This window comes from Falsiroseomonas stagni DSM 19981 (assembly GCF_900114315.1).
GTDB classification, from domain to species: domain Bacteria; phylum Pseudomonadota; class Alphaproteobacteria; order Acetobacterales; family Acetobacteraceae; genus Falsiroseomonas; species Falsiroseomonas stagni.
Genome location: NZ_FOSQ01000010.1, coordinates 73,165 through 86,405, shown reverse-complemented (window position 1 = coordinate 86,405; position 13,241 = coordinate 73,165). Strand labels below are relative to the sequence as shown.

Here is a 13,241-nt window from a genome sequence, read left to right as displayed (position 1 = left end):
CCATGCGCAGCCTCCTCCTCGCGCTGCTGGCACTCGCCCCGCCAGCCCTGGCGCAACCCGCGGAGACCCTCCTCCGCAACGGCCGCATCCACACCCAGGATGCGACGGAAAGCACCACCACCGCAGTCGCCATCCGGGATGGCCGCTTCGTCGCCACCGGCGCGGCGGCGGAGGCCCTGGCCGGCCCGGCCACGACGGTCATCGACCTCGGCGGCCGCACCGCCATCCCCGGCCTGATCGACAGCCATGTCCACCAGCACCAATGGGGCATGAACCTGCCCGCGGTGCAGCTGCTCGATGCCCGATCCATCGCCGACATCCTGGCCCGCATCGGCGAACGCGCCCGCGCCACGCCGCCCGGCGACTGGGTCATCGCCTCCTCCCTCTGGCATGAGAGCATCCTGGCGGAGGGCCGCCTGCCGACGCGCTGGGAACTCGACAGCGTCGCGCCGAACAACCCCGTCTTCATCCCCCGTGGCGGCCATGTGGTGGCGGTGAACAGCCAGGCCCTCGCCCGCGCCGGCGTGACGCGGGACACGCCCCAGCCCGCCGGCGGCGTCATCGTGAAGCGGGAGGATGGGGAGCCCACGGGCGTGCTGTTGATCGCCGGCGCCACCGCCCTGGTCCGCCGCGTCCTGCCGCCCCCGCCGCCCGTCCCCGACCAGACCCGCCTGGTGGTGGCGGCGATGCGGGAGTTGAACGCGCTCGGCGTCACCACCGTCGTCGAGCCCGGCATCACGGACGAGATCGCCGGCATCTACCGCGAACTCCGCGACCAGGGGCAGATGACGGTCCGCACCTGGCTGCTCTGGCGCGCCGCCACCGGCGAACAGATCCGCCGCGGCATCGCCGCCCAGGCCGGCTGGCCGCAGCACCCCATGCTCCGCACCGGCGGGATCAAATGGCTGCTGGATGGCGGCGTGGAGGGCGGCCGCATGAACGACCCCTACCGCATCGTGCCCGGGGAGCAGACCAACCCCGACTACCGCGGCATCCTGCTGCTGCCCGCCGGCGGCGAGCCCGAATTGCTGGAGGGCTTGCGCGCCATCCATCGCGCCGGGCTGCAGATCCAGACCCATGCGGTGGGCGACTACACCATCGACCTCATCACCCGCCTCTACGGCCAGGTGGACCGCGAACTCGGCCCGGTGCGCCCGCTGCGCTGGACGGTGATGCACATCTTCCTGCCGACGCCGCCCGCGCTGGCGGAGATGGCGCGGCTTGGCATCATGGCCACCGCGCAGAACCACCCCGTGCTGCTGGGCCACAACCAGCGGCGCTGGTGGGGGGATGAACGCGCGGCGTATTCGATCCCGATCCGCCGCATCATCGATGCCGGCGTGCATGTCGGCGGGGGCACCGACGCCCCCGTGGTGCCGGGCGATCCCTTCCAGTCCATGTGGTGGATGACCACCCGCGGCACGCTGGCGGGCTATCGCCTGGGCCCGGAGCACGCGATCACGCCGCGGGAGGCGCTGAGCCTATACACCATCAACAACGCCGTGCTGCTGGGGGCGGAGGCCGAACTCGGCTCCATCGAGCCCGGCAAGCGCGCCGACCTGGTGGTGCTGTCCCAGGACCTGCTGGCGGTGGAGCCGGAGCGGATCCGGGAGACGCGGGCGCTGATGACCCTGGTCGGCGGGCGGGTGGTGCATCGCCAGGGAATGTGAAGCCGCGCCCGGGGCGGGGCCCGAGAAAAACCTTCTCCCGCCCCGGGGCTTTGCGGGCAGGCCCCACCATGCGCTAATCCGGCAACCGAAGAATCAGGCAAGGCCCGTCATGCCGGATACCAACCTGCCCAGCCGGATGACCGGCCATGGCGAGGTCATCGACACCCAGGCGCCGATCGGCGACACGGTGAAGACCACCACCTGCTACATGTGCGCCTGCCGCTGCGGCATCAAAGTCCATCTGAAGGACGGCCGAATCCGCTACATCGAGGGCAATCCCGACCACCCCGTGAATCGCGGCGTGCTCTGCGGCAAGGGCAGCGCCGGGATCATGACGCAGTACTCCCCCGCCCGGCTCCGCGCGCCGCTGAAGCGCGTCGGCCCCCGCGGCTCCGGCGAATTCGCGGAGATCAGCTGGGAGGAGGCGATGGAGATCGCGACCGGCTGGCTCGGCCATGTCCGCCGCACGGACCCCAAGCGCCTCGCCTTCTTCACCGGCCGCGACCAGTCCCAGTCGCTCACGGGCTTCTGGGCCGCGCAATTCGGCACGCCCAACTTCGCCGCCCATGGCGGCTTCTGCTCCGTCAACATGGCCGCCGGCGGCCTCTACACCATCGGCGGTTCGTTCTGGGAATTCGGCGAGCCCGATTGGGAACTCGCAAAATACTTCGTCATGTTCGGCGTGGCGGAGGACCATGACAGCAACCCGATCAAGATCGGGCTCGGCAAGATGAAGGCGCGGGGGGCGAAATTCGTCTCCGTGAACCCGGTGCGGACGGGCTATTCCGCCATCGCCGATGAATGGGTCGGCATCCGCCCCGGCACCGACGGCCTGTTCATCATGGCCCTGATGCATGAGCTGCTGCGGACGGACCGCGTCGATCTCCAGTTCCTCGTCCGCTACACCAACGCCGCCTGGCTGGTGATCCGCAACCCCGGCGGCGCCGATGACGGGCTCTTCGCCCGCGACGCCGATGGCAAGCCCCTCGCCTGGGACCGCATCGCCGGCGCGCCGGTGGATGCCGCGACGGCGGAGATGCAGCCCGCCATCGTGGGCGACTACACGTTGCCCGATGGCCGCAAGGCGGTGCCCGTCTTCCAGTTGATGGCCGAACGCTACCTCGGCGCCGAATACGCCCCCGATGCGGTGGCGGAGCGCTGCGGCATCGACGCCGCCCGCATCCGGCGGCTTGCGACCGAAATCGCTGATATCGCCTTCAAGGAAACCATCACCCTCGACGTGCCCTGGACCGATGCGCTCGGCCGGCGGCATGAGACCATGGTCGGCCGCCCCATCGCCTTCCACGCCATGCGCGGCATCAGCGCGCATTCCAACGGGTTCCATACCTGCCGCGCGCTGCATCTGCTGCAGATGCTGCTCGGCGCCGTCGATACCCCCGGCTCCTGGCGCTACAAATCGCCCTTCCCGCGGCCCATCCCGCCGGGCCCCGGCCCCGCGGGCAAGACTACCGCGCCGAATACGCCGATCGCGGGCAACCTCCTCGCCTTCCCGCATGGCCCTGATGACCTGCTGGTGGATGACGCCGGCACGCCGCTGCGCATCGACAAGGCCTTCTCCTGGGAGGCGCCGCTCGGCCTGCACGGCATGATGCACACCGTCATCGGCAATGCCGGGGCGGAGGACCCGTACAGCATCGACACGCTGTTCATGTTCATGGCCAACATGGCCTGGAACAGCGCCATGAATCCGCTCGAGATCATCCGCATCCTGACGGAGCAGAAGGCGGACGGCGAATACCGCATCCCCCACGTCATCTACGCCGACGCCTATTTCAGCGAGACCGTGCCCTACGCGGACCTGATCCTGCCCGACACCACCTACCTCGAACGCTGGGACGCGATCAGCCTGCTCGACCGCCCCATCGGCAACGCGCATGGCCCCGGCGACGCCATCCGCCAGCCCGTCATCAAGCCGGACCGCGATGTGCGCCCCTTCCAGGACGTGCTGATCGATCTCGGCTCCCGCCTCGGCCTGCCCGCCTTCACGAAGGAGGATGGCAGCGCGAAGTTCAAGGACTACCCGGACTACATCGTGAACCACCAGCGCATGCCCGGCATCGGCCCGCTGGCGGGATGGCGGGGCGAGGACGGCACCAAGAAGGGCGTCGGCGAGCCGAACAAGGACCAGTTGCAGCGCTACATCGACAATGGCTGCTTCTGGAAGCACCACCTGACGGCGGAGCAGAGCTACTTCAAGCACGCCAACCGCGCCTATCTGGACGAAGCCAAGGCCATGGGCCTGATGGGCGCCGCCAACCAGATCGTCATGCAGATCTGGTCGGAGCCATTGCAGAAATTCCGCCTGGCCGCGCAGGGCCATGGCGCGAAGCAGCCGCCGGACCGCCTGCGCAAGCGCGTGGAAACCTACTGCGACCCGCTGCCGATGTGGTACGCGCCGCTGGAACAGGCGGCGCATGACACCACGCCCTACCCGCTCTCCGCGGTCACGCAGCGGCCGATGGCGATGTACCATTCCTGGGGCTCGATGAACGCCTGGCTGCGCCAGATCCACGGCTCCAACCGCCTCTACATGGCGCGCAGCACGGCCACGAAGCAGGGCATCGCGCAGGATGACTGGGTCTGGGTCGAAAGCCGCAACGGCCGCGTGAAGGGTCAGGTGACGCTGATGGAAGGCGTGAACACCGACACCGTCTGGACCTGGAACGCCATCGGCAAGCGCAGCGGCGCCTGGCAGCTTTCCGCCGACAGCCCGGAATCCAGCAAGGGCTTTCTCCTGAACCACGTCATCAGCGAATGGCTGCCGGCGCAGGAGGGCTTCAAATCGGCAAATGCGGACCCCGTCACGGGCCAGGCGGCGTGGTACGACCTCCGCGTCTCCGTCACCAAATGCGCGCCCGAGGAAGCAGGCGAAACCCTGCCCCATCCCTCCACGCTGAAGGCCCCGCCCAACATGCCGGCGGTCCCCCTCATCATCCGGGAGCCCGGACTTTCTCCCACGCGCGAGTCCGCACGATGACCGAACTTCCCCCCGCCTCCGCGAAAAAGCTCGGCCTGGTTATCGACCTCGATACCTGCGTCGGCTGCCAGGCCTGCGCCACCAACTGCAAGCAGTGGAACGCCGGCGGGCACCTGGCCCCCCTGCCCGACATGAAGCCCTATTCCGCCGGCGCGGAGGGCGTCTGGTTCAACCGCGTCCATTCCTACGAAGCGGGCGAAGGCGCGGAGGGCCGCACGGTCCACTTCCCGCGCTCCTGCCTGCATTGCGAGACGCCGGCCTGCGTCACCGTCTGCCCCACCGGCGCGTCCTACAAGCGCGCGGAGGACGGCATCGTCCTGGTGAACACCGATACCTGCATCGGCTGCGGCCTCTGCGCCTGGGCCTGCCCCTATGGCGCGCGGGAACTCGATGAAGACGAGGGGGTGATGAAGAAATGCACCCTCTGCGTCGACCGCATCTACAACGAGACCATTCCGGAAGCGCAGCGCCAGCCCGCCTGCGTCATCACCTGCCCCGTCGGCGCCCGCCATTTCGGCGACCTCGGCGATCCCGAGAGCGCGGTCTCCCAGCTCGTCGCCTCCCGCGGCGGCTTCGACCTGATGCCGGAGATGGGCTACGCGCCCACCAACAAATACCTGCCGCCCCGCCGCCCCATGGCGCCTAACCCCAACCCGCCGGCGGAGGCCGAGCCCACCACGCTCGACATCAAGCACCCGCTGATGCGCTGGCTGGACCGGGCGCTGAGCCGGTGATGGCCTTCGCCACCGATAGCGCCCCGCCCGCCCCACGCCGGACCGCCGCATGAACCCCGCCCCCTCCATCATCCTCTTCACCACCGCCTCCGGCGCCGGCTACGGGCTGCTGTTCTGGCTCGGCGTGCTGCGGCCGCTGCGGCTGCTGCCGGCCAGCCCCAGCTTCGCGCTCGTCGCGCTGGTCCTCTCGCTGCTGCTCATCACCATCGGGCTGGCCTCTTCCCTCCTCCACCTCGGCCGGCCGGAACGCGCCTGGCGGGCGCTGTCGCAATGGCGGTCCTCCTGGCTGTCCCGCGAAGGCGTCGCCGCCATCGCCACCTACATCCCGGCCGTGATCTTCGGCCTGGCCCTGCTGACGGACCGCCCGGGCCTCGCCACCGTCGCCAGCATGGCGGCCGCGATCGGCGCCGCCATCACGGTGTGGTGCACGGGCATGATCTACGCCTCCCTCAAGCCCATCCGGCAGTGGCACCTGCCCAGCGTCGCGCCGGGCTACCTGCTGCATGCCGGCTTCACCGGGGCCATGTTGCTGGCGGTGCTCGGCGCGCTGGCGGGCCGGCCGGTGGTGCCGGCCATGCTCTCCGTCCTGCTCGCCATCGGCGCCCTCTCCGCCAAGCGCGCCTATTGGCAGATGATCGACGCGCCCCGCCCCGCCACGGCGCCCACCATCGAATCCGCCACCGGCCTCGGCGCCATCGGCCGCACAAGGCCGCTCGATCCGCCACATACCGAACAGAACTGGCTGCTGCGGGAAATGGCCTTCCGGCTGGGCCGCAAGCACCGCGACAGGCTGCGCTCCCTCGTCATGGCGGGCTTCGTCGCCACCATCCCGCTCGCCATCCTCGCCATGCTGGCGGGCGGCCCGATCGGCGCGGTGGTGATGGTCCTGGCCGCCCTGGTGGCCCTCGCCGCCATGCTCGCCGAACGCTGGCTGATGTTCGCGGAAGCGACGCATACCGTGACGCTTTATTACAACGGAGAAAGCTGAACCGGCCCCTGGCCCCCCGAACCGCTGATTCCCGCGGAAACCCGACCGCGCCGGTCAACCTGTTGCCGATTGTAAGCTTGACGCTGCCCCCCCAGGCAGCGTTAGGGATCATCTCAAATCGTTCACGGGGCGCGTCATGCCATTTGCCGATCAGCGGCCCTCGCCGGCCGTCCTGGATCGCTTCCGGTCGCTCTGCGGCGCGCGCCTCTGGGCGAAACGCATGGATGAGATCACGCAGCGCGCCACCCAGTCCAGCCAGACCGGCCGCGCCGCGCAGCAGCGCCACGCCCTGGAACTTGCGCTGTCCCGCCTGTCTGATCCCAAGGCCATGGCCCGCGCCAACCAGGCCGAACGCCGCCTGATCGGCTTCGCCCGCGAAGCGGTGGCCCTGGCGGAGACCCTGCCCTCCCCCCGCCGCAACCGCCTGCGCGAACAGCTCGAAGCCGGGCTGACCGGCGAATCCACCCTGGTCCCCCTGTTCCACCTGCTGCACACCGCCGCCCTCGCCCGGTCCCGCGGCTTCACCGTGGCCTATACGGGCCTGACGGACGAAACCCCGCACGACCTCCTCATCACCCGCCAGGGCGTCAGCGCGGAAGTGGTCTGCGAAACCGTCTCCGCCGAGGAAGGCCGCCCCGTCCACCGCGGCGACTGGTGCCAGCTGGTGGACCGGGTGAACCCGGACCTCCAGACCTGGCTCGCCGCCCATCCCGGCCGCTACCTCCTCAAGATGACGCTGCCCGGCGGCATGGCGACCGATGAACAGGTCTCCGAACTCCACCGCAAGATTGCGGGCCTCCTCCAGGCCGAACGCCGCCAGGATTCCAGCGCCGACGCCATCCTGAAGCTCGATCCCCTGGTGCTCGCCGGCGCGCAGGCCGCCGGCCAGGGCCTGCCCGCCCAGCTCCGCGCCCAGTTCGGGGAGGAAGCGCACCTCGCCGTCACCGCCATGCCAGGCGGCGGCTCCGTCTTCGTCATGGCCGCCCGCGCGGGGCAGGAGAACAGCATCGCCGCCGCCGTTGCCCGCCGCTGCGGCATCGTCGCCCCCAGCCGCCTGAGCGGCACCCAGCCCGGCATCCTGGCCATGCTGGTGGAGGATGTGGACCGCGCGGAATGGCGGGCGCTCCGCGAACGCCTGGAACTGGAAGGCGCCGCCCGCCGCTGGATGACGGATCCCGCCGCCCGCCATGTCGTCGCCGTCACCTGCGCCAGCCGGATGGAGCTGTTTGGCGTGGCGCCGCCCGATGGCGCGCCGGACGGCGAACTCCGCTTCCGCAACCCCGGCCACCCCGCCGGCAAGCACCCGGCACTCGCCCCGGCGGTCGTCTCCTCCCCCTGATCGCGACCAGGCTTGATCGCGACATCGTGAGCAATACGACACAACGCAACCGCCACCGATTGGCCACGTTCGTGCTGTGATATCGCGGTGCAGCATCCCGCCGGGGCAGAGTCCCGGCGCCGCTGCACCGGGGACTCCCACAGCAGGAACGCCCGATGACCGAGCGCGAGTTCGAGAGCAAGCTGGCGGAACTCGACCGCCTGTTGAACGACCCGGAGATCCGCATGGACGCGCACCGCGTCTGGGCGCTGCTGGCTGAACTCAGCGCCAAGGCGCGGATCAGCCCGGCCTCATTCGGTACCGCGGCGGCCTGACCAAAGGGTTAACGCCTACCCCTGTCGCCCTACCCCTTCCGGGCGGCGATCAGGAATTCCCGGTTGCCCTCGGGGCCGAGCAGCGGACTCGGCTCCACCCCCAGCACCGTCCAGCCCGGCAGCCCCGCCCACCAGTTGCGGATCGTGCCGCAAACCGTCGCATGGACCTGCGCATCCCGCACCACGCCACCCTTGGCGACATTCGGCCCGACCTCGAATTGCGGCTTGATCAGCGCCACCGCCCAGGCCCCCTTCGCCGCCAGGTCGAGCGCCGGCGGCAGCACCGTCCGCAACCCGATGAAGCTGGCATCGCAGACCACCGCGCCCGGCGCCTCCGGAATCGTGGTCGCATCCAGGTAGCGGGCATTCACCCGCTCCATCACCACCACCCGCGGGTCATTCCGCAGCTTCCACGCCAACTGCCCATGCCCCACATCCACGGCAAACACCTTCGCCGCGCCATGATGCAGCAGCACATCGGTGAAGCCGCCCGTGGAGGACCCCACATCCACCGCCACCAGGCCCTTCGCCACCAGGCCGAAATGCTCGATCGCATGGGCTAGCTTCACGCCACCCCGCGACACCCAGGGATGATCCTGCCCCCGGACCTCCAGCGCCTGACCCTCCCGGATCTGGTCACCCGCCTTGGTGACCCGCGCCTCACCCGAATACACCTTCCCCGCCAGGATCAACGCCTGCGCCCGCGTCCGACTCTCGACCAGCCCCCGGTCAACCAGGGCCTGGTCGGCGCGCTGCTTGGCGGTCAGTGGGGTGACCGCAGGGGGCTTTGCCCCCCGCACCCCCCACCAGGGTCCAGCGGGACCCTGGACCGCGTCATGATGGGATCGGGGATGAGGGGCCGGCACGCGCGCCGACCACGCGGTCCCGCCGGCCCCTCATCCCCGATCCCATGAAGGGGGTTCAAAGGGGCCGCTGCCCCTTTGCGGGGAGCGCGAGGGGCAGAGCCCCTCGCAGACAGACCCACCGCCATCAGGCGCGCGCCGGCAGGGCCTTGGCTTCCGCGACGCCCAGGGCGGAGAGCGCCGTGGCCGTGATGTGGCGGGCGTTGAGGCCGGCCTGGTCGTATTGGACCTTGGGCGCCGCGTGGTCGATGAAGGTGTCGGGCAGCACCATCGGCCGGAAGCGCGTCTGTCCGTCCAGCATGCCCTTGCCCAGCAGGTGGTGCGCCACCTGGGTGCCGAAGCCACCGATGGAGCCTTCCTCGATGGTGATCAGGACGGCGTGTTCCCGCGCCAGGCGTTCGACGAGTTGGGTGTCGAGCGGCTTGGCGAAGCGGGCATCGGCGACGGTGCAGGTGAAGCCCTGCGCGCCGAGTTCATCCGCCGCCTTCAGGCATTCGGCCAGGCGCGTGCCGTAGGACAGCAGCGCCACCGCGTTGCCTTCCCGCAGGATGCGCCCGCGCCCGATCTCCAGCGGCGTGCCGCGCGCCGGCACGGCAACGCCGGTGCCCTCTCCGCGGGGGTAGCGGAAGCCGCAGGGCCGGTCGTCGATCACCGCGGCGGTGGCGACCATATGGGCCAGTTCCGCTTCGTCGGCGGCGGCCATCAGCACCATGTTCGGCAGGCAGCCGAGATAGGCGACGTCGAAGCTGCCGGCATGAGTGGCGCCGTCTGCCCCGACCAATCCTGCCCGGTCCATGGCGAAGCGCACGGGCAGCGATTGCAGCGCCACGTCATGCACCACCTGGTCATAGGCGCGCTGGAGGAAGGTGGAATAGATCGCGACGAAGGGCTTCAGGCCCTCGGTCGCCATGCCCGCCGCGAAGGTCACGGCGTGCTGTTCGGCGATGCCGACATCGAAGCAGCGCTTGGGGAAGCGCTTGGCGAAGGCATCCAGCCCCGTCCCCGCCGGCATCGCCGCGTTGACGGAGACGATCCGCTCATCCGCTTCCGCTTCCGCGATCAGCGCATTGGCGAAGACCTTGGTGTAGCTGGGCGGCCCGGGGGGTGCCTTGGCCTGTTCGCCGGTGATGACGTTGAACTTGGCGACACCGTGATACTTGTCGGCGGACGCTTCGGCCGGCGCGTAGCCCTTGCCCTTCTGCGTCACGACATGCAGCAGGATGGGTTGGCCTTCCTCCGCATCGCGCAGGTTGCGCAGCACGGGCAGCAGGTGGTCGAGGTCGTGGCCGTCGATCGGGCCGACATAGTAGAAGCCCAGCTCCTCGAACAGCGTGCCGCCGGTCAGCAGCCCGCGCGCGAATTCCTCCGCGCGGCGCGCGGTGCGCTCGATCGGGCGCGGGAAGCGCTTGGCGAGGCGCCCCATCACGTCCCGCAGCGACAGGAAGGGGCGGGAGGAGATGAGCCGCGACAGATAGGCCGACATGGCGCCGACGGGCGGCGCGATCGACATGTCGTTGTCGTTCAGGATGACGATGAGGCGCGCGCGCTCCGCGCCCGCATTGTTCATCGCCTCATAGGCCATGCCGGCGGACATGGAGCCATCGCCGATCACGGCGATCACCTGCCGGTCATCGCCCTTCAGGTCGCGCGCCATCGCCATGCCGAGGCCGGCGGAGATGGAGGTGGAGGAATGCGCCGCTCCGAAGGGGTCGTATTCGCTCTCGCTCCGCCGGGTGAAGCCGGACAGCCCGCCTTCCGTCCGCAGCGTGCGGATTCGGTCGCGCCGCCCGGTCAGGATCTTGTGGGGGTAGGCCTGGTGGCCGACGTCCCAGATCAGCCGGTCCTGCGGCGTGTCGAAGATCGCGTGGATCGCGACCGTCAGTTCCACCACACCGAGGGAGGCGCCGAGATGCCCGCCGGTCTGGGAGACGGCGTGCACCGTCTCCGCCCGCAATTCCTCGGCCAGCTGCTTCAGCTGCTCCCCGGACAGGTTCTTCATGTCCGACGGGAATCGGACGCGGTCCAGCAGGGGGGTGGCGGGTGGCGCCATGGTTTTCAGCTCTTCCTCTCGATGGTGTAGGCGGCAAGGTCGCGCAACAGATCGGCACGCTCCCCGAAACTGTCGAGGTGTTGCCCCGCCTGCGCGACGAGTCGTTCCGCCTGCAACCGGGCCCGCTCGATGCCGAGCAGGCCGACCAGCGTGGCCTTTCCGGCCTCCGCATCCTTGCCGGTCCGCTTGCCGGTTTCTTCCGCGGACGCGGTGGCGTCCAGCAGGTCATCCGCGATCTGGAAGGCCGCGCCGACATCCCGGCCATAGGCCGCCAGCGACAGGCGCTGGGACATGGGCGCCTTGCCGAGGATCGCGCCCGCTTCCGCCGAGAATTCGATCAGCCGTCCGGTCTTGAGCAGTTGCAGCCGACCAACGGCGGCCTCGTCCAGCGGTTCCCCGGCCTGTTCGGCCAGCATGTCCAGCATCTGCCCGCCGCACATGCCCCGCGCCCCGGCCGCGCGGGCCAGGCAGCGCACCAGTTCGACGCGCACCGCGGGGTCCGGATGCGTGTCCTCATCCGCCAGCGTGCCGAAGGCCAGCGTCTGCAGCGCATCCCCGGCGATGATGGCGGTCGCCTCGTCGAAGGCCTTGTGCACGGTGGGCTTGCCGCGGCGGAGGTCGTCATCGTCCATCGCGGGCAGGTCGTCATGCACCAGCGAATAGGCGTGCAGCATCTCGATCGCCGCGGCCACGCGCAGCGCCGCCTGGCGGGAAGCGTTGAACTGGCGGGCGCCTTCCAGCACCAGGAAGCCCCGCATCCGCTTGCCGCCGCCGATCACGGCGTAGCGCATGGCGGCCAGCAGCGGCGCTTCCGGGCCTTCGGCCGGCGGCATGATGTGGTCCAGCGTGTGGTCGATCTCCGCCGCGGCCTGGGCCAGGGCGTCCTTCAGCGCGGCGTCCTGCACGGAACCAGCCATCAGGCCATATCACGCAGGCCGGCGGCTTCGCCCGCGCCCGCTTCCACGATCTTCTGCACCTTGGCCTCGGCGTCCGACAGCTTCGCCTCGCAATGCCGGCGCAACTCGGCCCCCCGCTGATACGCCGCCACCGCTTCCTCCAGCTTCCCCTTGCCGCCTTCGAGGTCCTTCACGATCCCCTCCAGCTCCTGCAGCGCCTCCTCGAAGGACAGGGAGGCGACCGGCTTTGCCGTGTCAGGTTTAGTTGACGTCATATCGGGCATCCTGGGAAGAAGAAACATGAAGCCCCGGGTCGACCGGACGGGGCTGGGGCCATTTTTCAGCGGTTTGCCGGGATATCCCCCCATCAACCCTTCCGCAATGGGAAGGAATCCGGAAGTGTCAACCCAGCCTGTCACTCCACCGGAATCGGCCCTCACGCCTGCATCAGGGTCCGGACATGGGCGGCGGTGGAGGCCGCCAGCGCCTCCAGGTCGTAGCCGCCTTCCAGCAGGCTGACCACCTTCCCCCCGCAGAGCCGGTCCGCCATCCGGCAGAGCTCCGCCGTCAGCCAGGCGAAATCCGCCTCCCGCACCCGCAGCTGCGCCAGCGGGTCCCGCGCATGGGCATCGAAGCCGGCGGAGATGATGATGATCCCCGGCCGGAAGGCTTCCAGCGCCGGCAGCAGCGTCTCCGCCCAGGCCGCCCGGAAGGCGGCACCATCGGCCCCGGGCGGCAGGGGCGCGTTGACGATGTTGCCCACGCCGGTCTCATGCGCCTCCCCCGTCCCGGGGTAGCAGGGCGATTGGTGGCTGCTCGCGTAGAAAAGGGTTTCGTCAGTTTCGAAGCAGGCCTGGGTGCCGTTGCCGTGATGCACGTCGAAATCCACCACGCCCACGCGTTCGACACCGTGGACCGCCTGCGCATGGCGCGCGGCCACCGCCGCATTGGCGAACAGGCAAAAGCCCATGGGGCGGTTGGGCTCGGCATGGTGGCCGGGCGGGCGCACGGCGCAGAAGACGCGCCGTACCTCTCCCCGGCAGACCGCGTCCACCCCGGCCACGCCGGCGCCCGCCGCCCGCAGCGCCGCTTCCGCGCTGCCCCAGCTCATCACCGTGTCGCCATCCAGCGCCACGCTGTCATCCGGTTCCGGCCGGATGCCGATTATGGCGTCCACATAGCCCGGCGGATGCACGCGGGTCAGTTGCTCCACCGTCGCCTGCGGCGCCTCGTCCCGGATCAGGTCGGAGAATTCCTCCGAATCGAGCGCTTTCAGCACCGCCCGCAGGCGGTCCGGGCATTCGGGATGGTGCGGCCCGGGGTCGTGGTGCAGGCAGGCCCGATGGCTGAACAGCAGCACGCTCATTCTCGTTGCCTTCCCCCCGCCGC

General features: G+C 70.1%; 11 protein-coding genes. 6 read left to right on the top strand and 5 right to left on the bottom strand.

Features of this window, described 5'->3' with window-relative positions; genetic code table 11:
* The first annotated feature begins 2 nt into the window (after positions 1–2).
* The 6 genes from BM041_RS21585 (at position 3) to BM041_RS21560 (ending at position 8,043) form a co-directional block, all read left to right on the top strand.
* Positions 3–1,670, top strand: a complete 1,668-nt coding sequence (locus BM041_RS21585; protein ID WP_092961980.1) for an amidohydrolase — start codon at positions 3–5, stop codon at positions 1,668–1,670.
* Between the two features lie 109 nt (positions 1,671–1,779).
* Complete coding sequence (locus BM041_RS21580) at positions 1,780–4,668, top strand: molybdopterin oxidoreductase family protein (RefSeq protein ID WP_092961979.1); 2,889 nt, start codon at positions 1,780–1,782, stop codon at positions 4,666–4,668.
* Complete coding sequence (locus tag BM041_RS21575; RefSeq protein ID WP_092961978.1) at positions 4,665–5,402, top strand: 4Fe-4S dicluster domain-containing protein; 738 nt, start codon at positions 4,665–4,667, stop codon at positions 5,400–5,402. The genes BM041_RS21580 and BM041_RS21575 overlap by 4 nt, the downstream gene beginning before the upstream one ends.
* A gap of 49 nt (positions 5,403–5,451) precedes the next feature.
* A complete protein-coding gene (locus BM041_RS21570) occupies positions 5,452–6,390 on the top strand; it encodes a dimethyl sulfoxide reductase anchor subunit family protein (protein WP_092961977.1) in 939 nt (312 codons plus the stop codon).
* Positions 6,391–6,526: 136 nt separating this feature from the next.
* A complete protein-coding gene (locus BM041_RS21565; RefSeq protein WP_092961976.1) occupies positions 6,527–7,729 on the top strand; it encodes a hypothetical protein in 1,203 nt (400 codons plus the stop codon).
* A gap of 155 nt (positions 7,730–7,884) precedes the next feature.
* On the top strand, positions 7,885–8,043 hold the full coding sequence (locus tag BM041_RS21560) for a peptide chain release factor 1 (RefSeq protein WP_092961975.1): 159 nt from the start codon (positions 7,885–7,887) through the stop codon (positions 8,041–8,043).
* A 29-nt stretch (positions 8,044–8,072) separates the two neighbouring features.
* Here BM041_RS21560 and BM041_RS21555 read toward each other — a convergent pair whose 3' ends face one another.
* The 5 genes from BM041_RS21555 to BM041_RS21535 all read right to left on the bottom strand — a co-directional run bounded on the left by BM041_RS21555 (position 8,073) and on the right by BM041_RS21535 (position 13,218).
* A complete protein-coding gene (locus tag BM041_RS21555) occupies positions 8,073–8,810 on the bottom strand; it encodes a TlyA family RNA methyltransferase (RefSeq protein ID WP_092962089.1) in 738 nt (245 codons plus the stop codon).
* 223 nt (positions 8,811–9,033) lie between these two features.
* The gene (gene dxs / locus BM041_RS21550) at positions 9,034–10,956 is read right to left on the bottom strand and encodes a 1-deoxy-D-xylulose-5-phosphate synthase (RefSeq protein WP_092961974.1); all 1,923 of its coding nucleotides are present in this window, start codon (positions 10,954–10,956) and stop codon (positions 9,034–9,036) included.
* 5 nt (positions 10,957–10,961) lie between these two features.
* Entirely contained in the window at positions 10,962–11,873 is a 912-nt protein-coding gene (locus BM041_RS21545; protein WP_092961973.1) for a polyprenyl synthetase family protein, read from the bottom strand.
* The gene (locus BM041_RS21540; protein ID WP_092961972.1) at positions 11,873–12,136 is read right to left on the bottom strand and encodes an exodeoxyribonuclease VII small subunit; all 264 of its coding nucleotides are present in this window, start codon (positions 12,134–12,136) and stop codon (positions 11,873–11,875) included. Before BM041_RS21540 ends, BM041_RS21545 begins: the two co-directional genes overlap by 1 nt.
* Before the next feature lie 152 nt (positions 12,137–12,288).
* Positions 12,289–13,218 carry a histone deacetylase family protein gene (locus BM041_RS21535; RefSeq protein ID WP_092961971.1) on the bottom strand — a complete coding sequence of 310 codons (930 nt, stop codon included), beginning with the start codon at positions 13,216–13,218 and terminating at the stop codon, positions 12,289–12,291.
* Between the last annotated feature and the right edge of the window lie 23 nt (positions 13,219–13,241).

What these genes read in the sequence shown, in the direction of transcription:
- BM041_RS21585 (WP_092961980.1), top strand. Translation starts at nt 3, where the DNA reads ATGCGCAGCCTCCTCCTCGCGCTGCTGGCACTCGCCCCGCCAGCCCTG.
- BM041_RS21580 (WP_092961979.1), top strand. Translation starts at nt 1,780, where the DNA reads ATGCCGGATACCAACCTGCCCAGCCGGATGACCGGCCATGGCGAGGTC.
- BM041_RS21575 (WP_092961978.1), top strand. Translation starts at nt 4,665, where the DNA reads ATGACCGAACTTCCCCCCGCCTCCGCGAAAAAGCTCGGCCTGGTTATC.
- BM041_RS21570 (WP_092961977.1), top strand. Translation starts at nt 5,452, where the DNA reads ATGAACCCCGCCCCCTCCATCATCCTCTTCACCACCGCCTCCGGCGCC.
- BM041_RS21565 (WP_092961976.1), top strand. Translation starts at nt 6,527, where the DNA reads ATGCCATTTGCCGATCAGCGGCCCTCGCCGGCCGTCCTGGATCGCTTC.
- BM041_RS21560 (WP_092961975.1), top strand. Translation starts at nt 7,885, where the DNA reads ATGACCGAGCGCGAGTTCGAGAGCAAGCTGGCGGAACTCGACCGCCTG.
- dxs (WP_092961974.1), bottom strand. Translation starts at nt 10,956, where the DNA reads ATGGCGCCACCCGCCACCCCCCTGCTGGACCGCGTCCGATTCCCGTCG.
- BM041_RS21545 (WP_092961973.1), bottom strand. Translation starts at nt 11,873, where the DNA reads ATGGCTGGTTCCGTGCAGGACGCCGCGCTGAAGGACGCCCTGGCCCAG.
- BM041_RS21540 (WP_092961972.1), bottom strand. Translation starts at nt 12,136, where the DNA reads ATGCCCGATATGACGTCAACTAAACCTGACACGGCAAAGCCGGTCGCC.
- BM041_RS21535 (WP_092961971.1), bottom strand. Translation starts at nt 13,218, where the DNA reads ATGAGCGTGCTGCTGTTCAGCCATCGGGCCTGCCTGCACCACGACCCC.